We start from the raw sequence: 22,920 nt of genomic DNA, 5'->3' as shown, positions 1-22,920 counted from the left end.
GCCCACCTGCTTCGTTGTCGGCGCGAACGGTGGGCACGCTGCGCTTTGCCCACCCTACGCATCCTCATCGATCAGGCCGCGTTGTAGCCCGCGACCGCCTTGACCTCGAGATACTCCTCGAGACCGAACTTGCCCCATTCGCGGCCGTTGCCGGACTGCTTGTAGCCGCCGAACGGCGCGGTGCGGTCGTTCGGCACGCCCTGCAAATTGACGTTGCCGGCGCGGATCTTGCGGCCGACCTCGCGGGCCTTCTCGATCGTCGGAGCCGAGACGTAGCCGGCAAGACCATAGGGCGTGTCGTTGGCAATCTTCACCGCCTCGGACTCGTCCTGCGCACCGATGATGACGAGCACCGGCCCGAAAATCTCCTCGCGCGAGATCGTCATGTCAGGCTTGACGTCGGCGAAGATGGTCGGACGGACGTAGAAGCCCTTGTTGACGCCCTCGGGCAGGCCCGGACCGCCAGCCACGAGCGTCGCGCCCTCCTCGATACCCTTGTTGATGAGGGCCTGGATCTTGTCCCACTGGCCGCGATTGACGACCGGGCCGATCGTGGTGCCCTCGCCGCGGGGATCGCCGGCCTTGGTCTTGTCGGCGACGCCCTTGGCGATCGCGGCCACTTCCTTCATCCGCGCGGCCGGCACGATCATGCGCGACGGCGCGTTGCAGGACTGGCCCGAGTTGTTGAACATGTGCATGACGCCGCCGGTCACCGCCTTGGTGAGGTCGGCCCCCTCCAGGATCACGTTCGGCGACTTGCCGCCGAGCTCCTGGCTGACGCGCTTCACCGTCGGCGCTGCGCGCTTGGCGACGTCGATGCCGGCGCGGGTTGAGCCGGTGAACGAGATCATGTCGATGTCCGGATGTTCGCTCATGGCGGCGCCGACCTCCGGCCCGAGGCCGTTGATGAGGTTGAACACGCCCTTCGGCACGCCGGCTTCATGCAGGATCTCGGCGAAGATCAGCGCCGAGGTCGGAGTGAATTCCGACGGTTTCAGGATCATGGTGCAGCCCGCGGCCAGCGCCGGCGCGACCTTGCAGGCGATCTGATTGAGCGGCCAGTTCCAGGGCGTGATCATGCCCACCACGCCCACCGGCTCGCGCACGACCACGGACGCCGGAAGCGTCTCCTCGAACTCGTATTTCTTAAGCACGTCGAGCGTCGACATCAGATGGCCGAGGCCGGCGCCGGCCTGCAGCTTCTCCGCCATCGGCAGCGGCGCGCCCATCTCGTCGGAGACGGCGGCGCCGATCTCCTTCATGCGGCCCTTGTAGATCGCGATGATCTTCTCGAGCAGGGCGACGCGCTCATCGCGCGAGGTCTGCGAAAAGGTCTCGAAGGCGCGCTTGGCGGCGGCGACGGCCTTGTCGACATCGGCCTTGGAGCCCAGCGCAACCTCATACATCGCCTCCTCGGTCGCCGGATTGATGACCGGGGTGGACTTCTTGACGACCGGATCGACCCAGGCGCCGTCGATGTAGAATTGCAGGCGATTGACCATCGGAAAACCTCTTCACGTGGAAGCATATGGAGGGGCGGCAGCGCGCGGGCCGGCATCCTGGCACGCGCGATCCGCGGGATGAACCCGCCACATGCGGGGACCGGGGTTGCGTCCCGCGGATATAGGAGCAAGCCCGCGACCGGCGCAAGCCGACGCGCCTGCGTTTCGTCGCCGCTCCATTTTGCATCGCAACAAGCGTGGCTCCCTCTTTCGCCGCTAACCGGCCATCATTCCGGATGGCAGAATTCCCGTCGCCGAAGATTCATTTCCAAGATGTGAACTGCTTCACATCGCCGTTGGATCGCCGTGGCTAATCTCCCCGTCATAGACATCCCGGCATCTCGAAAGGACGCCGGACACGATTTCAGAACCGATATTTTCGCCTGTTCTTATTGCGTGGCCTTTTAGCACGTAGACATTTGATCCAAGTTGCGACGCCGTCTCCTTCACCCCAGGTGAGCGAGGCGGCGTCCTTGTTTCCGCCCCCTCTCACACCGCCATCTTGCGATGCCTCACCGGGGCGCCGGTGAGGCTCTCGGCGGCGTCGATGATCGCGTTCGCGTCCATGCCGTTGTGGCGATAAAGGTCGTCGATCGTGCCGGTCTGGCCGAATTTCTCCACACCCAGCGCCTCGACGCGATGGCCGCGCACCGAGCCGAGCCAGCCGAGCGTCGCCGGATGGCCGTCGATCACGGTGACGATGCCGCAATCGCGCGGCAGCGGCGCCAGCAACTGCTCGATGTGGCTGAGATGCTGCCCGCCGCGGCGATGCCGGCGCAGGCTGCGCGCCGCCGTCCATCCGGCATGCAGCCGGTCGGCCGAGGTGATCGCGAGCAGGCCGACGTCGCGGCGGGACTCGCCGATCAGCCCGGTCGCCTCGATCGCCTCCGGCGCGACCGCGCCGGTATAGGCGACGATCACCTCCGCATTCGGGCCCGGCTTGCGCAGCCAATAGGCGCCCGCGGCGATGTCGGACTCCAGCTCGGGCGTCATGATCCGCTGCGGCTGGTCGATGGTGCGCGTCGACAGCCGCAGATAGACCGAGCCGCCCTCGCCCGGCGTGGCTTGCATGTGGGTAAAGCCCCACTTCATGATCGCGGCGAGCTCGTCGACGAAGGCCGGCTCGAACGAGGACAGCCCATCCTGCGCCATGCCGATCAAGGGCGTCGCGATCGACTGATGCGCGCCGCCTTCCGGCGCCAGGGTGACGCCCGACGGCGTCGCGACGACCATGAAACGCGCATCCTGATAGCAGGCGTAGTTCAGCGCATCGAGGCCGCGCTCGATGAAGGGATCGTACAAGGTGACCACCGGCAGCAGCCGCGCGCCGTTGATGGCGTGCGACAGCCCGAGCGCGGAGGCCATGATGAACAGGTTCATCTCGGCGATGCCGAGCTCAATATGCTGGCCCTTCGGCGAGGCCGCCCAATTGAAGGTCGAGGGGATCTTCTCACTGCGGAACAAATCGGCCTTCTCGGCACGCGCGAACAGGCCACGGCGGTTGACCCAGGCACCGAGATTGGTCGAGACGGTGACATCGGGCGACGACGTCACGATGCGCGAGGCCATTGCGGTGTCGCCGCGGGCGAGATCGTTGAGGATCAGGCCAAAGCCCTGCTGCGTCGACATCTGGGCCGCGGCGGTGAAGGTCAGCCTGGGCACGTCGAACACGGCATCGTCGAGCCGGCGGCCGTCGCGATTGAACGGCACGGATTTGAGGAACGCCTCCAGCGTGGCCGCATCCTGTGTCAGGCCTTCGAACTTGTCCCATTCATGGCCCGGGCGGATGTTCTGCTGCGCGCGCCATTTCTCCATCTGCGCCACTGTCATCAGCCCGGCGTGGTTGTCCTTGTGGCCCTGGAACGGCAGGCCGACGCCCTTGATGGTGTAGGCGATGAAGCAGACGGGGCGATCGTGGTCGATGGACTCGAACGCCTCCAGCATGCTCGCCATGTCGTGGCCGCCGAGGTTCGACATCAACGCCAGCAGTTCGTCGTCGCTGCGCTTGTCGAGCAGCCGCGTCACGTCGCCCTGGTCACCGATCTCGTCCTGGATGTGCTTGCGGAAGGCAGCCCCACCCTGGAAGCACAAAGCCGCGTAGAGCGCGTTCGGGCAATTGTCGATCCAGCGCCTGAGCGCCTCGCCGCCGGGCTCGGCGAACGCCTCGCGCATCAGCCGGCCGTACTTCACGATCACCACGTCCCAGCCGAAATTGCGAAACATGGTTTCGAACTTCTCCCACAGGCCCTCGCGCACGACAGCGTCCAGGCTCTGGCGGTTGTAGTCGACGATCCACCAGGTGTTGCGCAGGCCGTGCTTCCAGCCCTCGGCCAGCGCCTCGAAGATGTTGCCCTCGTCCATCTCGGCGTCGCCGACCAGCGCGATCATGCGGCCTTCGCGGCGATCCTTCATCCAGCCATGCGCCTGCACGTAGTCCTGCACCAGCGACGAGAACAGCGTCTGCGCGACGCCGAGCCCGACCGAGCCGGTGGAGAAGTCGACGTCGTCGACATCCTTGGTGCGCGACGGGTAGGATTGCGCGCCCTTGAAGCCCCGGAAATTCTCCAGCTTCTCGCGCGTCTGCCGGCCGAACAGATATTGGATCGCGTGGAACACCGGGCTCGCATGCGGCTTCACTGCGACGCGGTCCTCGGGGCGCAGCACCGAGAAGTACAGCGCCGACAGGATGGTCGCGAGCGAGGCGGACGAGGCCTGGTGGCCGCCGACCTTCAGGCCATCGGTGTTCGGCCTGATGTGGTTGGCGTGATGGATGGTCCAGGACGACAGCCACAACGCCTTGCGGGTCAGCGCGTTCAGGATATCGAGACGGTCTGACGATGCGGATGGCGTGGCCATGGCGCTGCTCCCCGGGTATTGCTGGATTCGTGGACTTTAATCCTCTTGCCACGGCCAGAATTCTCAATTTTTCGCGCACAGAGCGGCTATATTGGGATATTTTATCAACCTGAACTCATTTTCAGCGACTTGATTCCAATGCCAGAACTCGACGCCATCGACCGCAAGATTCTCGGCCACCTCCAGGCCGACGGCCGCATCACCATGCAGGAGCTCGCCGACAAGGTCGGGCTGTCGGTCTCGCCCTGTCACCGCCGGGTCAAGTTGCTGGAGGAGCGCGGCGTCATCACCCGCTACATCGCCAGCGTCGACCAGAAGGCGCTCGGGCTGCACGTCTCGGTGTTCATCTCCATCAAGCTGGCACGTCAGAAGGAGGAGGACCTGAAGCGGTTCGAAAAGGCGATCTCCGCCTGGCCCGAGGTGCTGGAATGCTATCTGATGACGGGCAATCGCGACTACCTGCTGCGCGTGGTGGCGGCCGATCTGTCGTCGTATGAGGCGTTCCTGAAGACGAAGCTGACCCGGCTCGACGGCATCGCCTCGATCGAGAGCAGCTTTGCCCTGAGTCAGGTCAAGTACTCGATTGCACTGCCGGTGTGAGCCAAGCAATCGCCACGACCTCCGCTGTCGTCCCGGCGAACGCCGGCACCCATACTCCGCGGCGGCCGTGGTGAAACAAGCCTGGTCCAACATCTCGCGCAACAACATCTTCCTGGGGTTATGGGTCCCGGCGTTCGCCGGGACGACACCGTGTTTGTTGAAACGAGACGCCCACCAAGATTTCCGTCATTGCGAGGAGCGCAGCGACGAAGCAATCCAGAGCGCATCCGCGGCAAGATCCTGGATTGCTTCGCTGCGCTCGCAATGACGCCCGTACTGTCTGCCGTGCTCACGTTGTCCGACAGCACTTTCTGATGCATGAGAATATAGTTTCGCGACCTCGCGACACGTTTTGCGCCCGAGCTTTGATTTTTCGCCCTCTCATCAAAGAGGGCGCAGGGAAGGCCGGGCGCTGGCCGCGCCCGTGGCCCGCCTGCTCAAAAAATGCAGGCGGCAGGTACCACAGGTCTGGCCGAATACGCCCGGCCCTCCCTGCGCGATGGTTTTGACGGCTGCTTCGCGTTCTCCCTGGTGCGCCGGGCTTTCTGGCCACCATCACGAGCGCGACACGCTGAGGCATCGTCACCCGCTTGATATCAGCGTCGGGATATCAGGACCGCGCGACTTGACCGTGCGTGCATCATTGTTCGTCCGCGCGACTGATCACGCTGCAACGACACACGCCCATCGCATTCCGCTGCCGACGTCCATGACGACCGCGATACGTCCCCTCCGACGCAACGGAACGGGCCGGACTCTAATGCTGATTTTGCGAAATCGGCAAGCGATTTATTTTTCGTCCGGGGGGTGGACAGGATTTGCGCAGGCAATCTGATTTGCCCGTCGGGTCGCCACGCGCACCGCCGGCCTCTCCCAGAGTGCGGGAGAGGCCGGATTGCATCGGCAGATGCAATCCGGATGAGGGGGGACTCTCCGCTGGGCTGGTGCGCGTGGCCGCCCCTCCCCCACCCCTCTCAGCGCGAGCGAAGCCTTGATCGCGCCTGCGATGCGTCACAGCAAGGGCCGTCATTGATCCAGATCAAACGTCCACGACAAACCGATCTCGCCCCCGATCAAATCCTTGATGTTCCTCGATTTGATCCAGATCAAACGGCCGCACGCCTACCGCAGCATGGCCCAGACACGTCCATATTGGCCGTCAAAAAGCGCCACATCTCGCCGTCAGATTCTGCGGCACAGCATGCGCTGATGACGCGAACTAACAGGCACGGCGGACCAACACGTCCGGCCCGAAATCGTCACACCAGCGCGCCCGTACAGAGAAACCAGCGTCCTGGAAAGCAATGCGAAACAACAGCGCTCAACGTTCGGCTCAACACGATTATGCTTCCCACCAACGACAGACCCGGCCACTCGCCCACGTGGCCGTGAACGTGGCACCGGCCCGGTATCAGCCGGCCGCACAGCCCGGCAGCCGCAGCACCGGACGCGGCGAGCGGCGGTTCTGGCTGACGATGCAGACGGTGATGCTGGCCGTCGGCGTGCTGCTGGTGAACCTGCTGCTGTTCTTTCCTGCGCTCGGCATCGCGCTGATGTGGAATCTGCTGATTCCCGTCGCGCCCGCCTTGGTGACGATCTCGCCCGGCCTGTGGCGCAACATCTGTCCGATGGCGACATTCCATCTGCTGCCGAACAAGATGGGCATCTCGCAGAACATCAGGATGCCGGAATGGGGCGCGGCGACGCTGGCGGTGATCAGCGTGACGCTTCTCTTCATCGTGGTACCGATGCGGCGCATCGGGCTCAATGTCGATGGCCCGCTGACGGCGGTCATGCTGCTGTCGGCCGCGGTCATGGCGTTCGCGATGGGCTCGGTGTTCGAGATGCGCTCGGGCTGGTGCACCTCGTTGTGCCCGATCCATCCGGTCGAGCGGCTCTACGGCACCAACCCGGCCCTGACCTTCAAGAACGCCCGCTGCAACATCTGCGAGGCCTGCAGCAATCCGTGCCCCGACTCCACGCCGGAGCTGACGCCGACCGCCGGCGTGCCCACAAAAGTCCAGCAGTTCCTCGGCAACTTCCTGATCGGCAGCTTCCCCGGCTTCGTCTGGGGCTGGTATCAAGTGCCGGATTATCCGCCGCAGCAGGTCGACCAGGCCGCGATCATCACCGCCTATGTGTGGCCGCTGGGCGCCGCGCTCGTCAGCTACGTCGTGTTCAGGGTCGGCGAGCGCATCCTGCGCTACAGGCCGGCCGCCCGCACCCGGATGCATCGCATCTTCGCGGCGGCCGCGATCAGCACCTACTATTGGTATCGCCTGCCCGGCCCGGCGTCATTACTCCCGGACTGGTTTCCGCTGGTCTCGCATCTCATCACGACGCCATTCTTCTTCTGGTTCCTGGTGCTGCGCTCGCCGAAGGTGAGCTGGCTGAAGCGGCCGGTGATGGCGTCGAACTACTGGTCGAGCCGATTCGAGAGCACGGCCAACAAGAATCTCATCCGCGTGTCGCCCGGCAAGGCGTGAAGCCCCGCGGTCTCGTCCCACCATCGTCACAGCGTATCCGATCGAGGAGTAAACCATGTCGAACTTCAGGACCGTCACCGTCAAGGGCCGCCAGTTCCGCGTCCGCGCGGGTGACGTGCTGCTCGATGGCGCGCTCGCCAACGGCGTCGAGATTCCGTTCGACTGCCGCGCCGGCACCTGCGGCACCTGCATGGTTCACGTCTCGAAGGGGCAGACGGTGTGCGGCGAGACGCATACGCAGGGCATGATCTATGCATGCCAGGCGCGCGTCGTCTCCGACCTCGACGTCGACGTGGAGGACGTGCCGGAGATCGATATCAGCAAGGCACGGCTGGTCGGCCTGCGCGAGGTCGCGCCAGATATCATGGAGCTGATGATCGCGCCCGAGAAGAAGAGCATCAGCTATCTGCCGGGCCAGTACTTCAAGTTCACCTTCGCCGGCTATCCGGCGCGCGCCTACAGCCCGACCGCCTCGTTCGACGGCCGCATCGGCGGCCGCGTCATCCATCTCAACATCAAGAAGGTCCGTGGCGGCCGCGTCACGCAAGCGCTCGGCAGCGGCATCCGGCCCGGCCATCGGCTGCGCATCCAGGGGCCGTATGGTCACGCGTTCCTGCGTCCGGGCGGCGCCGGCCGTCTCGTCCTCGCCGGCAGCGGCACCGGCTTCGCGCCGATCTGGGCGATCGCGGCGATGGCGTTGCGCGAGAACCGCAGCCGTCCCATGGTGATCATCGCCGGCGCCAAGAAGCTGCCGCAGCTCTACATGACGCCGATCCTGGCGCAGCTCGCGCGGCTGCCGAATGTCACGATCATTCCGACCGTGGAGGAAGGCCCGATCAACCATCCGTCGATCCGCACCGGGCGGATCGAGCCGCACATGCCGACGCTGACGTCCTCCGACGTGGTCTATGCCTGCGGCTCGCCGCGCATGGTCACCGCACTTGCCGGCATGGTCGAGAAGGCCGGCGCGACGTTCTATGCCGACCCGTTCGATTCAGCGCCGCCGGAAGCGCCATCCGGCCTGATCGGGCGCATCAGGACGCTCGTGGCGCGACGTCCGCCCGAGCCTGAGCCGGGCCGTGACGGCGGCAGGGGGCGTGACGCGTCGCTCGATCCGTTCGAGCGGGCGTTGTCGCTGGTGCCGAAGGATCCGATCGACGACGATCTCGGCCTGCGCCGGTCGGAGCCACGGCGCAGCCCGGCCGCCGAACGCGACCACGCGCTCTCGCTGGTCCGCGAGCGCGCCGCGCGCGGCGATCCCGCCCAGCTGCAGGAGCGCCCGCGCCGCGTCGCCGGCGAAATGGCGTCGGGGCATGTGTGAGGCGACGCAGGAGCCCCCCAGTCTCTCCGTCACTCCGGGGCGCTCGCGAAGCGAGCGAGCCCGGAGTCCATAACCACGAGCCTGCGTGATGGAGCGCGATCGTAACTCAGGACGTCTGCCTCACGAGCGCCGCGGCGTATGGATTCCGGGCTCGCGCTGTCGCGCGCCCCGGAATGACATCGTGGGTGTGGAAGCCCGCGTGCCTCAGACCAGCTTGCGCCGCGCGAGGCTGCGCATCAGGGCGCCGACGCCGAACGTCCACGGCTCGCATTCGTCGCTGTTGCGCATGCGGTTGACGAGGCGGCCGAGCTGCGGAGCTGAAATCGTGACGATGTCGTCGCGCTTGTGGGTGAACCCCTGACCCGGCGCATCGCGGTCCTTGACCGGTGCGAACATCGTGCCGAGGAACAGCGCGAAGCCGTCGGGGTATTGATGCACGGCGCCGATGGTCTGGGCGACGAGATCGGTCGGATCGCGACTGATCTTGCTAATGGAGGAATGGCCGTCGAGCACGAAGCCGTCGCTGCCGGTCACGTTCAGCGCGACGTCCATCTTCCTGACGTCGTCGAGCGAAAAGCTCCTGTCGAACAGGCGCAGCAGCGGTCCGATCGCGCAGGAGGCGTTGTTGTCCTTGGCCTTGGACAGCAGCAGCGCCGAGCGGCCCTCGAAGTCGCGCAGGTTGACGTCGTTGCCGAGCATCGCGCCGACGATCTGGCCGCGGCTCGACACCGCCAGCACCACCTCCGGCTCCGGGTTGTTCCAGGTCGATTTCGGATGCAGCCCGGCATCCATGCCGGTGCCGACCGACGACATGGTCGGCGCCTTGGTGAAGACCTCGGCGTCGGGGCCGATGCCGACCTCGAGATACTGGCTCCAGGCGTTCTGCTCGATCAGCACCTGCTTGAGGTGCATGGCCTGGTCGGAGCCGGGCTTCAGCTTGGAGAAATCGTCGCCGACGAGACGCACCACCTCTGTCCGGATCGCCTCGGCCGAGGCCGGATTGCCGCGCGCGCGCTCCTCGATGACGCGCTCCAGCATCGAGATCGCGAAGGTGACGCCGGCCGCTTTGAGCACCTGTAGATCAACCGGCGCCAGCAGCCACGGCTTGGCGGGATCACGGCGATCGGGGGGCGTGTTGGCGAGGATGGCGGCGAGGTCGCCGATGCGCGGCCCGCCCATGCCGCGCAGTGCAGCCGCGGGATCGTCGTGCTCGCACAGCGCGCTGACGGTCGGGAAGGCCGAGGTGACATCGTAGACGCCGTCATCGCGCACCGCCACAACGGCCGGACCATCGACGTCGGGCCGCCAGACCCGGCCGACCAGCGTTCCCTGGGTGCCGTCGTCGGGCAGCATGGTCTCGGGCGTCAGATTGATCATGGCGTTCTCCCTGGTGTCTCGTTGAGGCAGCCGTAGCATTGCTGCGAGAACGATCCAAGATGGGAGCGCGCGATCACCAGCTGTAGCGCACCGCGCCCTTGCCGGCGTAGGAGCGTCTGATGGTCGAGAACTCGCCTTCGAAGGTCGCGGCCGCCGACCAGCCGTTGCGCCAGGCCATTTCGGCCGAGGCCGTGGTGAGCGCGAGGTCGCGCGATTGCGCGGCGCCGTTGACGATGAAACTCGTGCCTGGCAGCGCCTGGAAGCTGGCGGTCATGGTGCGATCCGGGTTGAAATTGTGCGCCCAGGCGGCGCGGCCACGCAGCGACAGCACGCCGTCGGCGAGCGCAAACGACCGGTCGCCGCGCGCGCCAAGCTCGGCGCGCGCATCCGTCACGGTCTTGCCGGCATAGCTCAGCGCGAAGGTGCCCGCGCCGGAGAGCACCTGCTCGGCATAGGACGGCAACACGTAAGCCGTCGCCTGCCCGCCGAGATAGGGCGTGACCCCGCCCCACGGCGTGGCATAGCGGCGGCCAGCCTCGAGGCGGGCGGAATAGGCCGATGCATTGAAGCGGGCGCGGAGCTGGTCGACGCTCGCGACGGCCACGGTGCGGTCGGTGGTCACGTCGTGCCAGCCATAGGCCAGCGCGGCGGAGAGATAGTCCGGGCCGTTGCGATAGCGGGCGAAGGCGCCGGCCTGGAACAGGTCGGAGCGGCCGCTGCCGCCGCCATTGACGCTGAAGCTGGTGCCGCCGCCCGACAGCGCGAAGCCGGCCAGCCAGTTCGGCGACACGATGTAGTCGGCGCCGGCGGCGAAGCCGACCTCGCGGATGGTGGTGTCGTTCGAGCCGAGCGCGGCATTGCCGTCGGTGAACGAACCGCCACCAAACGGCGCCGCCCAGGTGCTCCAGCGCTCGTCGAAGCGCCGGGCCAAAGCGGCCTTGACCGGCATGCGCGCGAAGGCATCGCGCGGTGCGGCGCCCTGCCCTGCGTCGGCGAACGCCGCCGGAGCCGATGGGTTCGCACTGCGCCCGGCGACGAAGGGATCGGTCATCAGGCCAAGGAAGATCTTCATCGAGTCGAACATCGCCTGCTGCGAGGCGGTGGCGATCTCGCCGGACGCCTGCGTCAGGCCGGCCGGGGTCAGCGCGCCGAAGGCGACCGGGATGCCGCCGGTGCGGTTGAAATAGCCGGTCGTGGTGTCTGTGACGTTCTGCTGGTTGGTATTGGTCCCGGACGTGCCGAGCGTCAGGTTTAGATAGACGGTGTTGGCGTCGTAGCTCAGGCTCGAGGAGAAGTTGGCCGGCAGGTTGGTGTTGACCAGCGTGTTGAAGGTGCCGCTGATGCCGCCGGCGGCGTTGACGATCGTGTACTGCTTGTTGACGTAGCTGCCGGGGGCGAACGCCGCCTGCACCGTGGCGCCACCCAGCGTCGCGGTGCCCGTCACGTTGACCCGGTCGGCATTGGCCGGCGACACCTCGACCATGTAGCTCGCGGCAGCCGTGAACACGAGATTGCCCTGCACCGTCAGCAGCCCGATCGAATTGCCGGGCGCCAGCGCGCCGCCATTGACCAGCGTGCTGCCGACGATGCCGTTGCCGCCGAGCGTGCCGCCGGCATTCACGGTCACGCTGCTGCCGGCGATCGAACCGTTGACGGCGAGGATGCCGCCATCGACCGTGGTCGCACCGGTGTAGGTGTTGATGCCGGACAGCATCAGCTTGCCGCTGCCGACCTTGGTCAGCGCGCCCGGTCCGACCGTGCCGCACTCGCACGGGTCGTAGTCGCTGATCACGCCGGAGACCTCGGTCGAGAGATTGTTGCCGCCAACCACCAGCGTGTTGAAGGCGCCGATGTAATAGTTGCCGGATCCCGCCAGGGAGCCGGCGGTGATGCGGCCGTCGCCATTGGCCCCCGTGCTGCCGGAGAAGTCGACCACGCCGGTGCCGTTGGTCACGAACTGCGCGGCGCCGCCGGTCGTATTGTCGAGGAAACGGGTGCGACCACCGGCATTGGTGATGATCGTGGCGGAGCCTGCGGTCGCATGGTCGAAGAACAGGGTGGAAGCGCCGTCGTTGGTGGTGATGGTCGCATTCGCCGCGGTGGAATGGGCGTTGAACTGGATATGCCCGTCCATGTTGTTGGTGATCTCTGCGTTGCCCGCGGACGGCGTGTCGCTGCCGAAGCCCATCCCGAACATCAGGTAGGAATTGCCGCCATTGGTGATGACCGCGTTGGCGGCCGTCGCGGCATTGACGAACGCGACCAGGCTGAACGTATCATTCGTGATCGTCGCATTGCCGGCGCTGGTGTTGGCGTTGAACAGCGTGCGGCCCTGATGGTTGGTGATCACGGCGTTCCCCGCCGTCGCCGTATCGGTGCCTCCGGCGACGCCGAACGCCGTCGTGGCGATCGACTGGTTCACGATCGTCATCGTGCCGGCGGAGCTCGCGCCGAGGAAGTTGGTGGTGCCGCCATCATTGGTGAGCGAGACGATGCCGGACGTATCGGCCCTGACGACGTTGAAGATGCCGAAATTCGACACGTCGCCGATGATGCGGGCGGTGTGGGTGGCGTCGCCGAGCTGCAGGGTCGCGCCGTTGCCGATGAAGGTGCCGCCCGAATAGGAGTTGTTGCCGAGCAGAATGGTGGTGCTGTTGCCGAGCAGCTCGGCGCGCACGCCGGCAACGGTCTCGCCGAGATTGTTGTTGATCGTGATCGTCTGGCCGGAATTGGCGTTGTTGATGAAGCCCCAGCCGGAGCCGGCGACGCCGAAATTCACGTCGGCGCCGCCAATCGCATAGGACTGGGCGTTGCTGAGGACAATCCAGGAATCCGGATTGAGCGGCGCGGTGACCGTGATGGTCGATGCGCCGGTGGCGCCGAACAGCGCCCGCTGGCCGCTCGATGCGGGCGGCGCGCCGGCCGGCGGGGTCTCCCAGTTGGTCGCGAGGTTGTAGTCGGAGGTCGCAGTCGAAGAGCCGGTGCCGCCCCAGGTGTAGTCGGTCTGGGCCTGCGCCGACGTCGTCGCCCCGAGCCCGACGAGCCCGAGCATGAGCCCCAGCGCGCCCCACACGCCTCGCGCCGTCGGACGCCCCGCCGTTTCGACCCGCCTCTGCACGCAATCCCCCGATCTTGCTCTGCACCCCGTGATGCAATCCAAGACCTAGCAGGCGCGCGGCGCCCGCCGAGATCGACGGCGTCCCTGTTTCTTGTTTGAAATCAGCGCGTTACGCGTTTGATCGCGGTTGTAGCGGGCGCGCAACGCATCCACCCAAAAAGTCGCCCCCCGCAATGGCCTGGGGGACGTGCGACCGATGGCTCACGGATTCGGCGAGCTCTCGCCGGCGACCTGCAGCAGTTGCGAGCGACGGACGCGCTCGCGATGGGCAGTGTAGAGGCCGCTGGAAACGATGAAGGCGGCGCCGACGATGGTCCAGACGTCCGGCACCTCGCCGAACACCAGGAAGCCGAGGATGCTGACCCACAGCAACTGGGTGTAGGAGAACGGCGCCAGCACCGAGGCGTCGGCATAGCGGAATGCCAGCACCACGATCCACTGCCCCATGGTCGAGGCGACGCCGACCAGCACGCCGAAGCCGATGTCCTGCCAGGACGGCGTGGTCCACACGAATGGCACGATGGCCGAGAGCACGCAGACGCCGGCGATCGACGAATAGGTCATGATCGTGATCGCGTGCTCGCGCCCGCTCATCATCCGCGTCATGATCAGGGTGCAGGCCCAGGCGAAGGCCGAGACGATCGGAAACAGCGCAGCAAGATGGAACGCGCCGGTGCCGGGGCGAAGAATCACCAGCACGCCAAACAGGCCAACCGCGGTGGCGACCCAGCGGCGCAGGCCGACCTTCTCGCTGAGGAAGATGATCGACAGCGCGGTGACGAACAGCGGCGCGACGAAGCCGGTGGCGGAGGCCTCGGCGATCGGCAGGTAGCGCAGGCCGGTGATGAACATCAGCGACGAGCCGAGCAGCGCGACGCCGCGCAGCAACTGAAACTTGAGCTGCGCGGTGCGCATAGCGAACAGCGGCGAGCCCGGGATCATCGCCGGCACCATGATGAGTGCGAATACGACGAAGCGGATCCAGGTGATCTCGATCGAGGGCAGCGTCTTCGACAGATATTTCGCCGTCACGTCCGAGGTGCCGAGGAACACGGTCGACAGCAGGATCAGCGCAATGCCGCGGAACGGCCGGTCGGCGCGGGCGGGCGCGCGCTTGCGCCGGGCCTGCGGCTTGTCCTGCACGGACGTCGGCACGTCGTCGAGGCGCGCGGCGGCGGCCGCACTCGGGGGCGGGGTCACGGTCGAACTCGAAGGTTGGCAGAAGCGACGATTCGGTGAGTGGCGACAAAACGCCAATCACGGCCGCGGGACAACCCATGGAAAGCGGGCAGCCGATATGCGCTGGCTACGCGCCGAGGTAGCAAACATCCGTAATTTTCCGTGATGCTGCGCTACAGCATGGGCAGCCCACGCGGCTTCGGCCCGCGCGGAAAGGCGCGATCGATCGCGGCGATCTCGGCCGCGGTGAGCTCGATGTCGCCGGCCGCCGCATTCTGCTCGGCATGTTCGGGCCGCGACGCCTTGGGGATCGCGAACAGCGACGACGCCCGCGTCAGGAAGGCGAGCGCGACCTGGCGCGGCGTCGCGCCGTGCTGCTCCGCGATCCGCTGCAGCACCTCGCCGCCGGCGCTGCGGCGTTCCGGAAAGTCGTCATGGCCGAACGGCGAATAGGCGACCACCGCGACGCCGTGCTGGCCGCACCATGGGATGACGGCGTGCTCGATGGCGCGCTCCTGCAGGTGATAGAGCACCTGGTTGCAGGCGATCCTGCCCTCGCCTGCGACCTCCAGCAGCTCATCGAGATCGTCGACGTCGAAATTGCTGACGCCCCAGGCCGCGATCTTGCCGGCCGCCTTGAGCTCCTCGAACGCTGCCACCGTCTCCGCGAGCGGATAGGAGCCGGGCCAGTGCAACAGATAGCAGTCGAGCCGGTCGGTCTTGAGCCGCTTCAGCGAGCGCTCGCAGGCGGTGATGGTGCCACGGCGGGAGGCGTTGCTCGGCAGCACCTTCGACACCAGGAACACGTCGTCGCGCCGGCCGGCGATGGCTTCGGCAATGACGAGCTCGGCATCGCCATACATCTCCGCGGTGTCGATGTGGCTCATGCCGAGATCCAGGCCGCGCCGCAACGTGGCGATGGCGCGGCTGCGGTCGGCGTGGTCGAGATACCAGGTGCCCTGCCCGATCACGGACACACCGGCGCCGCCGGTTCCGAATGTCTTGTGCTTCATGGCGGCGAGCATAGAGGATGGAGCGCGCGACGTCGATTGGCGCTCCCCAGGAACGTCATTCCGGGGCGACGCGTCAGCGTCGAACCCGGAATCTCGAACCTGGTTTGCACCGGCTCGTTTCCGCCATGTCGAGATTCCGGGTTCGAGGCCTTGCGGCCTCGCCCCGGAATGACGGCGGGCTTGGCTAGCTCGCCACCTTCACCGACGCCTCGGCCTGCGCCGGCGTCTGCGCGATCAGCCGCTTCATCTCCGGAATGCACGAGCCGCAATTCGTTCCCGCCTTGAGCTGCGCGCCGATCGCGGCGGGCGTGCGCGCGCCGGCGGCGATCGCATCGCAGATGGTGTCGCGGCCGACGCCGAAGCAGGCGCAGACGATCGGGCCGCCGCCGACGCCGTCGGGCGCGCGGCCGGACAGCAGCATGCGGCGCTGGTCGTCGTCGAGACGATCGGCTGAAAACATCGTCTTCACGACGTTCCAGTCGCCGGCATCATGGCCCGGTCCGACGAAGACGCAGGTCTCGATGCGGTCGCCGCCGAAGGACGCGGCGCGATAGACGCCGCCGCCGACATCCATGTAGTCCGTGACATCGTCGGTGGCGCGCGCCTTGAACCACGCCGGCCAGCGCATGAGGTCGCCGTTGTCGGCGAACAGATAGCCGAAGCCGCCCTGCACCGTCGCCCGCGCCCACCACAGATGGGACGGCAGCGCGAGCTCGGTGCGCGACAGGATGAAGCCGCGGAAGACGTACTCATAGGGACTGATCGCGGCCGGCGTCGCCTTGGCCTCGGGCTGGCCGGAGAACGGATCGGTGTGCGAGGCGACGAGCGCGCCGACGCGGCCATGCGAGGAGTTCGTCGCGTTCCAATGGATCGGCGCGAACAGCATGCCGCGCTGCTGGCGCTCGCTGACGACGACCTTGAGGATGCACCGGCCGTGCTCGGTCGTCACCTTGGCGAAGCCGTCATGCATCAGGCCGTAGCGCAGCGCGTCGTCCGGATGCACCTCGACGAACGGCTCCGGCAGATGCGCCGATAGCCGCGGGCTCAAGCCGGTGCGCGTCATGGTGTGCCATTGGTCGCGGATGCGCCCGGTGTTCAGACGCAGCGGCCGCGCGGCATTGGTCTCGCTGCGCAGCGCCGGCACCTCCGGCGCGACGAAGCGGGCCTTGCGGTCGCCGGTGAAGAAGGCGCCGTCGGCGAAGAAGCGCGGCGCGGGCGGCTTGCCGGCGCGGACCGGCCATTGCACCGGCGCCATCGTGTCGTATTCGTCGTCGCTGAGGCTCGCCAGCGCGCCGATGTCGAAGTCGCGGCTGCCGTCGTTCTCAAACGCCGACAGCGCCGCATGCTCGCGGAAGATGTCCGCGGCGGAGCTGTAGTTGAAGGCGGAGGCGAAGCCGAGCCGCTTGCCGACCTCGCTCAACATCCACCAGTCCGGCATGGCTTCGCCGGCTGGCGCCAGGAAGGCGCGCTGGCGCGAGATGCGCCGCTCGGAGTTGGTGACGGTGCCAGATTTCTCGCCCCAGGCCTGCGCCGGCAGCAGCACGTGCACGCCGGCATCCACGGTGTCGTTGGCGCGGACGTTCTCGGAGACGACCAGCAGCTCGAGCTTCTTCAAGGCTGCGCGGACCAGATCGGCGTCCGGCAGCGACACCGCGGGATTGGTGCCGATCACCCACAGCGCCTTGATCTCGCCGCGCGCGATCGCCTCGAACATCGCGACCGCCTTCAGCCCTTCGTGGGTGGCGATATCGGGCGCCTTCCAGAAGCGTCTGATACGGTCGATGTCCGGCGGCGTGAAGCCCATATGCGCGGCGAGCTGGTTGGCGAGCCCGCCGACCTCGCGGCCGCCCATCGCGTTGGGCTGGCCGGTCAGCGAAAACGGCCCCATACCCGGCTTGCCGATGCGCGCGGTGGCAAGATGGCAGTTGAGGATCGCATTGACCTTGTCGGTGCCCTGAGCCGACTGGTTGACACCCTGCGAGTACAAGGTAACGACCTCTGGCGTGTCGCGGAACAGCTTGAAGAAGGCGGCGACATCGGGCTCAGACAGACCGGTGGCGAGCGCGGTCGCCGCGGTGCTGCCGGCAAGGCTGCGCGCGCGCGCCAGGGTCTCGTCGAAACCAGACGTATGGCGCGCGATGTAGTCGCCGTCGAGCGCGCCGCTGTCGGCGAGATGCACCAGCAGGCCGGAGAACAGCGCCGCATCCGTGCCGGGCCTCAATCCCAGGAACAGGTCGGCTTCTTCAGCCGTGTCGGTACGGCGCGGATCGATGACCACGAACCTGGCGCCGCGCGTCTGCTTGTTGGCCAGCATGCGCTGGTAGAGCACCGGGTGGCACCAGGCGGCGTTGCTGCCCACGAAGACCAGCAGATCGGCCCGATCGAGATCCTCATATGTGCCGGGGACGGTGTCGGCGCCGAAGGCGCGGCGGTGGCCGGCGACCGACGACGCCATGCACAGCCGCGAATTGGTGTCGACATTGGCCGAGCCGAGAAAACCCTTCATCAGCTTGTTGGCGACGTAGTAGTCCTCGGTCAGCATCTGGCCCGAGAGATAGAACGCCACGGCGTCCTCGCCGTCGCGGGCGACGATGTGCTTGAGGCGGGTCGCGACGTGATCGAGCGCATCGCTCCACGCCACCCGCTCCATGCCGCCCTTGCAGCGGATCATCGGATAGAGCAGCCGGCTCTTGAGCCCGAGCGTCTCGCCGAGCGCCGAGCCTTTGGAGCAGAGCCGGCCGAGATTGGCCGGATGCGACGGATCGCCGGAGATCGCCGCGCCGCCGCTGCCGTCGGGCGTGGCGAGCACGCCGCAGCCGACGCCGCAATACGGACAGGCGGTGCGCACCGTGCGCAACTTGGGATCAACAGTCGTCATCGTGCGAGGTCCCCTCTCTCACGCTGCCCGTGGCCGCGCCGCGGCGCGGCCGAACATCATCTCGGTCCGGATCGCCGCGACCGGCTCGCGGCTGCGGATCAGGTCGCGATACCACAGAGCATCCCTGGTCTCCCCGATCAGCACGGCGCCGGTGAGGCGCCCGTCGGCGATGACGAGCTTCTTGTAGATGCCGCGCCTGGCATCGTTGAGCACGATCGTCTCGCTGCCCTCGACACCAACGAAATCGCCGGCCGAGAACACCGACACCCCCGACACTTTCAGATTGGTCGAGACGACGCTGCCGCCATAGGCCGCCTTGCGTCCGGCCAGATGCTGCGCCAGCACCCGCGCCTGCTCGTAGGCCGGTTCGACCAGCCCGTAACAGGTGCCGCGGTGCTCGGCGCATTCGCCGAGCGCGAAGATGCCAGGCGCCGAGGTCTGCATCGCATCGTCGACGACGATGCCGCGGTTGACGGCGAGCCCCGCTTCCTTTGCCAAGGTCACATTCGGCCGGATGCCGGCGGCGAAGATCACCGCGTCCGCGGCGAGGCGGCGCCCGTCGGCCAGCTCGACCTCTTCGACCCGGCCGTTGCCGTGGATGGAAGCGGTGCTGGCATTGAGCAGAACCTCGATGCCCTTGCGCGCCACCAGCGACTTGAGCAGCGCGGCGGCCGGCGCATCGAGCTGCCGCTCCATCAGCCGGTCCATCAGATGCAGCAGCGTCACCTTGGCGCCGGCGCGCGCCAGGCCATAGGCCGCTTCCAGCCCGAGCAGCCCGCCGCCGACGACCACGACGCGGCCCTTCTTGGCCGCCAGCGCCAGAAGCACGTCGGTGTCGCGGCTGTCGCGGAACGTGTGCACGCCCGGCAGATCGGCGCCCGGCACCGGCAGCCGCAGCGGCAGCGAGCCGGTAGCGAGGACCAGGCGCGAGAACGCCACGTTCTCATCGTTCTCGATCTGCAGCTCGCGGCGGCCGACATCGATGCCGGTCACGCGCGCGCCGTACTTCAACGTCACGCCGCGCTCGCGCCACCAGGATGCCGGCTTGAGCTCGATCTCGTGGGACGCGGCCTCGCCGGCCAGCACCGACGACAGCAGCACGCGGTTGTAGGCCAGCCGCGGCTCCTCGCCGATGACGGCGATCGCGTAGCGGCCGAGCACGGTCTGCGACAATTCCTCGGCCAGCTTCGCAGCAGCCATGCCGTTGCCGACGATGACGAGCGGTTCACTCAAGGCGCCTACTCCGCCGCCTGCGCCTTGCCATAGGCTTCCGCGATCATGTAGCCGGACAGCGTGCCATAGGCCGCGGTCCAGGCGGCGGCGACCTCGGGCGTCCAGCCGTCGCCGAGGCCCTTCTCCAGGGTCCACAGCAGCGCAGCACCGACCACCGGATAGTGCTCCGGCCTGGCACCGTAATCGACGTGGCGCTTGGCGAGCGCGCTTGCCGCCGGCAGGATCGCAGGCAGGTTGGTCAATCCATTCACCACGACCGCCAAGGTCGCCATCAGCTTCTTGCGCTGCTCGGTGAGGTCGTCCGGAAACATCGCACGCACCTGCGGCGCGACCTCGAACAGGCGATCGTAGAAGATGGTCGCGGCCTGATCGGAGATCGGCGCGACCTTGGCAAAACTGTCCTGAACCAATGCGATCTGAGACGGCGTCATGGGAAATCCTTCGATGCAGCTATCGGGCCTCGTTGGTCGTCTGAAGGCGGACGGCGGTTCGATCCGGCGTCCGGCAGTCATGCAGCCTGGGTGCCTGAATGCGACGGGACCGCGGGGCCCGGCTCAGGTTTCGAACCGTGTTCATAGGCCTCGAGGAAATCGAGCACCTCGCGCCGGTAGCGGTAATAGTCCGGATGCTCCAGCAAGGCCTTGCGCGTGCGCGGTCGCGGAATGTCGACCTGGAGAATGTGACCTATGCGGGCGTTGGGACCGTTGGTCATCATCACCACGCGATCGGCCAGCAGAATTGCTTCATCGACGTCGTGGGTCACGCACAGAGCCGTCACCTGCGTGCGCTGCCAGACTTCCATCAGGACCTCTTGGAGGTCCCAACGGGTGAGACTGTCGAGCATTCCGAACGGCTCGTCGAGCAACAGCAGCTTCGGAGACAAAGCGAAGGCGCGCGCGATGCCGACGCGCTGTCGCATGCCGTTGGACATCGACGCAGCCGCCGTGTCGAGCGAGTCGCCGAGGCCGACGCGCTCGAGGTAGTAGTCGACGACGTCGTTGCGCTCCTTGGGCGTCGCATGCGGATAGACCCTGTCGACGCCGAGCGCCACGTTCTCACGCGCGGTCAACCACGGAAACAGCGACGGCGACTGAAAGACGACGGCTCGGTCGGGACCGGCCGACGAGACTTCGCGACCATCCAGAATGATGCCGCCGAGCGTGACATCGTTGAGTCCGGCGGTCATCGAGAGCACGGTCGACTTGCCGCATCCCGAATGACCGATCACGGAGATGAATTCTCCCTTGCGCACCTTCAGGTCGAAATTGTCGACCACGGTGAGCGGACCGCTCGGGGTCGGATAGACCTTCGACAGCTGTGAGTATTCCAGGTAGCGGTCGGACTGGTAGGGCGCCGAGCTGATCGCGCGCTGGTAGGCCGGGGGCGGCTTCTCCATCTGGGTGATCGGCACCACATTGGGCAGAGAGCGGGCAACGGCCTTCTCCTGCGTCCGGCCGGCGGCCGCGTCCATGAGATAACTCGTCACCGCTTGCCTCAGCTGCTTGAAGCGCACGTCCTCGTTAATCGAAGAGCGCTGGCGCGGGCGCGGAATGTCGACCTTGAAATTCTGTCCGAGCGTGGACTTCGGCCCCGGCAGCAACGGAATGATGCGGTCGGCAAGCAGAATGGCCTCGTCGACATCATTGGTGATCAGCACGACGGTGCGCTTGTCACGCGACCAGATCTCGACGATCTCGTCCTGAAGTCGCGCCCGGGTCAGCGCATCGAGCGCAGACAGCGGCTCGTCGAGGAGCAGAATTTCCGGTCCGGTGGCGAGCGCGCGGGCGACGGCTACCCGCTGCCGCATGCCCCCTGACAGCTCCGACGGCAGGCGCTGCGCCGCATGCGACAGCCCGACCATTGCGATATACCGGTCAACCCTTGCCGACCGCGCCGCCCTGGTCTCTCCGGCGAACACCTGATCGACGGCGAGCGCGACGTTGCCGCGCACCGTGAGCCATGGCATCAGCGAGTAGGACTGGAATACGACGCCACGGTCGGGCCCTGGCCCGGAGATCGGCTTGCCTTTGAGTGTGATCTCGCCGGCATCGGGCTGAACCAGCCCCGCAATCGCCGAGATCAGCGTCGATTTTCCGCTGCCGGAAAATCCGACGATGGCAACGAACTCGCCTTCCTCGACCTCGAGATCGAGATTGGACAACACGTCGAGCTTGCGATCGCCGCTGCCGTAGCTCTTGCTGACGCCCTTCAACGACAGGAATGACATGACGGCCACCTCAGCGCTGACTCGAGAAGGTGAAGGCGGATTGCAGCGCGTACATCACCCGATCGAGCAGGAAGCCGATGATACCGATGGTCAGCACCGCCACGATGATCCGCGCCAGCGACTGTGACGAGCCGTTCTGGAATTCATCCCATACGAACTTTCCGAGACCCGGGTTCTGCGCCAGCATTTCGGCGGCGATCAGGACCATCCAGCCCACCCCCAGCGAAAGACGCAACCCGGTGAAGATCAGCGGCAGCGAGCTCGGCAGCACCAGTTTCGTGATCGTGCGATGGGTCGGGAGCTGGAGCACACGGCCGACGTTCAGCAGGTCCTTGTCGATCGACGCGACCCCGAGCGCCGTATTGATCAGCGTCGGCCACAGCGAGCAGAGCGTCACGGTGATGGCCGAGATCAACAGCGACTTCGGCAGGTATTCGGTCGGATTGGTGTAGAGAGCGGATACGACCATCGTCACGATCGGTAGCCAGGCCAGCGGGGACACCGGCTTGAATATCTGGATCAGTGGATTGAGCGCACCGTTCACGGTCTTCGAAAGTCCGCAAAAGATGCCGAGCGGAACCGCGATCACCGTAGCGACGACGAAGCCGACGGCAACAGTCAGCAGACTGGTGAGGATCTGATCGAAATAGGTCGGGTTTCCGGCGTAGCTTCGCTGCTTGACCTCATCAGCCCGTCCGTCCGCGATCAGCTTGGCATTGCGTGCCTCCTGCCGTTCGTAGAAGGCGGCCTGCTTGGCGCGTTCGGCCACATGATCGGCGTAGAGATTCTTGGCCTGCCCCCAGACTTCGGCTGGCCCCGGAATGGCGCCGAGCGACGTCTTCACGTGGGGCGCGACCCAACCCCACGCAGCAAGGAAGAGGCCGATGCCGAGCAACGGAACGAGCAGCGTCTGCCGGAGCTCCTTCAATTGCGGCTTGATACTGTCGCCGGCCGCCATCCGCGCCAATGGAGCGAGCCAGCCTAGACCGACGATATTCAGATAGCTCGCGGCGGCGTTGATCCGCGCGAAAATTCGCTCCTTGCGCGCGCGCTGCTCCGCGGCGGCGTCGACATCGACATAGTCTCCGACAATTGCCATTGCTCATCTTTCAGAATGCGAGACAGGGACC

At 66.6% G+C, this 22,920-nt stretch carries 14 protein-coding genes; 3 read left to right on the top strand and 11 right to left on the bottom strand.

Going from position 1 to position 22,920, the window contains the following annotated elements:
* Window positions 1-71 precede the first annotated feature (71 nt).
* Both ACQR2C_RS23625 and ACQR2C_RS23620 read right to left on the bottom strand, forming a co-directional pair.
* Entirely contained in the window at window positions 72-1,502 is a 1,431-nt protein-coding gene (locus tag ACQR2C_RS23625; RefSeq protein ID WP_434873690.1) for an aldehyde dehydrogenase family protein, read from the bottom strand.
* A 489-nt stretch (window positions 1,503-1,991) separates the two neighbouring features.
* Window positions 1,992-4,358, bottom strand: coding sequence for a transketolase (locus ACQR2C_RS23620; protein ID WP_434882236.1), 2,367 nt, complete (start codon window positions 4,356-4,358; stop codon window positions 1,992-1,994).
* Between the two features lie 138 nt (window positions 4,359-4,496).
* Here ACQR2C_RS23620 and ACQR2C_RS23615 point away from each other — a divergent pair, with 138 nt between their 5' ends.
* The 3 genes from ACQR2C_RS23615 (at window position 4,497) to ACQR2C_RS23605 (ending at window position 8,765) form a co-directional block, all read left to right on the top strand.
* Window positions 4,497-4,958: an Lrp/AsnC family transcriptional regulator gene (locus tag ACQR2C_RS23615; RefSeq protein ID WP_434882235.1), complete on the top strand. Its 462-nt coding sequence runs from the start codon at window positions 4,497-4,499 to the stop codon at window positions 4,956-4,958.
* A gap of 1,382 nt (window positions 4,959-6,340) precedes the next feature.
* Window positions 6,341-7,444 carry a ferredoxin gene (locus tag ACQR2C_RS23610; RefSeq protein WP_316218384.1) on the top strand — a complete coding sequence of 368 codons (1,104 nt, stop codon included), beginning with the start codon at window positions 6,341-6,343 and terminating at the stop codon, window positions 7,442-7,444.
* Between the two features lie 55 nt (window positions 7,445-7,499).
* Window positions 7,500-8,765: a 2Fe-2S iron-sulfur cluster-binding protein gene (locus tag ACQR2C_RS23605; RefSeq protein WP_434882234.1), complete on the top strand. Its 1,266-nt coding sequence runs from the start codon at window positions 7,500-7,502 to the stop codon at window positions 8,763-8,765.
* Window positions 8,766-8,969: 204 nt separating this feature from the next.
* On the opposite strand, the gene ACQR2C_RS23600 is transcribed toward ACQR2C_RS23605, so the two are convergent.
* The 9 genes from ACQR2C_RS23600 to ACQR2C_RS23560 form a co-directional block, all read right to left on the bottom strand.
* On the bottom strand, window positions 8,970-10,142 hold the full coding sequence (locus tag ACQR2C_RS23600; protein WP_434882233.1) for a fumarylacetoacetate hydrolase family protein: 1,173 nt from the start codon (window positions 10,140-10,142) through the stop codon (window positions 8,970-8,972).
* A gap of 73 nt (window positions 10,143-10,215) precedes the next feature.
* Window positions 10,216-13,215, bottom strand: coding sequence for an autotransporter outer membrane beta-barrel domain-containing protein (locus tag ACQR2C_RS23595; RefSeq protein ID WP_434882232.1), 3,000 nt, complete (start codon window positions 13,213-13,215; stop codon window positions 10,216-10,218).
* 246 nt (window positions 13,216-13,461) lie between these two features.
* Window positions 13,462-14,415, bottom strand: a complete 954-nt coding sequence (locus tag ACQR2C_RS23590) for a DMT family transporter (RefSeq protein ID WP_434882248.1) — start codon at window positions 14,413-14,415, stop codon at window positions 13,462-13,464.
* Between the two features lie 197 nt (window positions 14,416-14,612).
* Entirely contained in the window at window positions 14,613-15,452 is an 840-nt protein-coding gene (locus ACQR2C_RS23585; RefSeq protein ID WP_316239044.1) for an aldo/keto reductase, read from the bottom strand.
* A 184-nt stretch (window positions 15,453-15,636) separates the two neighbouring features.
* Entirely contained in the window at window positions 15,637-18,330 is a 2,694-nt protein-coding gene (locus ACQR2C_RS23580; protein ID WP_434882231.1) for a nitrate reductase, read from the bottom strand.
* An 18-nt stretch (window positions 18,331-18,348) separates the two neighbouring features.
* Complete coding sequence (locus ACQR2C_RS23575; protein ID WP_410053187.1) at window positions 18,349-19,563, bottom strand: NAD(P)/FAD-dependent oxidoreductase; 1,215 nt, start codon at window positions 19,561-19,563, stop codon at window positions 18,349-18,351.
* 5 nt (window positions 19,564-19,568) lie between these two features.
* Window positions 19,569-19,994 (bottom strand): globin family protein, encoded by a 426-nt coding sequence (locus ACQR2C_RS23570; RefSeq protein WP_316239042.1) that lies wholly within the window; start codon window positions 19,992-19,994, stop codon window positions 19,569-19,571.
* Window positions 19,995-20,071: 77 nt separating this feature from the next.
* On the bottom strand, window positions 20,072-21,790 hold the full coding sequence (locus ACQR2C_RS23565) for an ABC transporter ATP-binding protein (protein ID WP_434882230.1): 1,719 nt from the start codon (window positions 21,788-21,790) through the stop codon (window positions 20,072-20,074).
* A 10-nt stretch (window positions 21,791-21,800) separates the two neighbouring features.
* A complete protein-coding gene (locus ACQR2C_RS23560) occupies window positions 21,801-22,889 on the bottom strand; it encodes an ABC transporter permease (protein WP_316239040.1) in 1,089 nt (362 codons plus the stop codon).
* Between the last annotated feature and the right edge of the window lie 31 nt (window positions 22,890-22,920).

The sequence above is a fragment of the Bradyrhizobium sp. HKCCYLRH3061 genome (genome assembly GCF_051168015.1).
Classification (GTDB): domain Bacteria; phylum Pseudomonadota; class Alphaproteobacteria; order Rhizobiales; family Xanthobacteraceae; genus Bradyrhizobium.
This window is presented reverse-complemented; position numbering and strand designations above follow the sequence as displayed.

Bases quoted from the DNA above. Each gene is read 5' to 3' on its own strand.
- ACQR2C_RS23625 (WP_434873690.1), bottom strand. From the start codon at position 1,502: ATGGTCAATCGCCTGCAATTCTACATCGACGGCGCCTGGGTCGATCCG.
- ACQR2C_RS23620 (WP_434882236.1), bottom strand. From the start codon at position 4,358: ATGGCCACGCCATCCGCATCGTCAGACCGTCTCGATATCCTGAACGCG.
- ACQR2C_RS23615 (WP_434882235.1), top strand. From the start codon at position 4,497: ATGCCAGAACTCGACGCCATCGACCGCAAGATTCTCGGCCACCTCCAG.
- ACQR2C_RS23605 (WP_434882234.1), top strand. From the start codon at position 7,500: ATGTCGAACTTCAGGACCGTCACCGTCAAGGGCCGCCAGTTCCGCGTC.
- ACQR2C_RS23600 (WP_434882233.1), bottom strand. From the start codon at position 10,142: ATGATCAATCTGACGCCCGAGACCATGCTGCCCGACGACGGCACCCAG.
- ACQR2C_RS23585 (WP_316239044.1), bottom strand. From the start codon at position 15,452: ATGAAGCACAAGACATTCGGAACCGGCGGCGCCGGTGTGTCCGTGATC.
- ACQR2C_RS23580 (WP_434882231.1), bottom strand. From the start codon at position 18,330: ATGACGACTGTTGATCCCAAGTTGCGCACGGTGCGCACCGCCTGTCCG.
- ACQR2C_RS23570 (WP_316239042.1), bottom strand. From the start codon at position 19,994: ATGACGCCGTCTCAGATCGCATTGGTTCAGGACAGTTTTGCCAAGGTC.
- ACQR2C_RS23565 (WP_434882230.1), bottom strand. From the start codon at position 21,790: ATGTCATTCCTGTCGTTGAAGGGCGTCAGCAAGAGCTACGGCAGCGGC.
- ACQR2C_RS23560 (WP_316239040.1), bottom strand. From the start codon at position 22,889: ATGGCAATTGTCGGAGACTATGTCGATGTCGACGCCGCCGCGGAGCAG.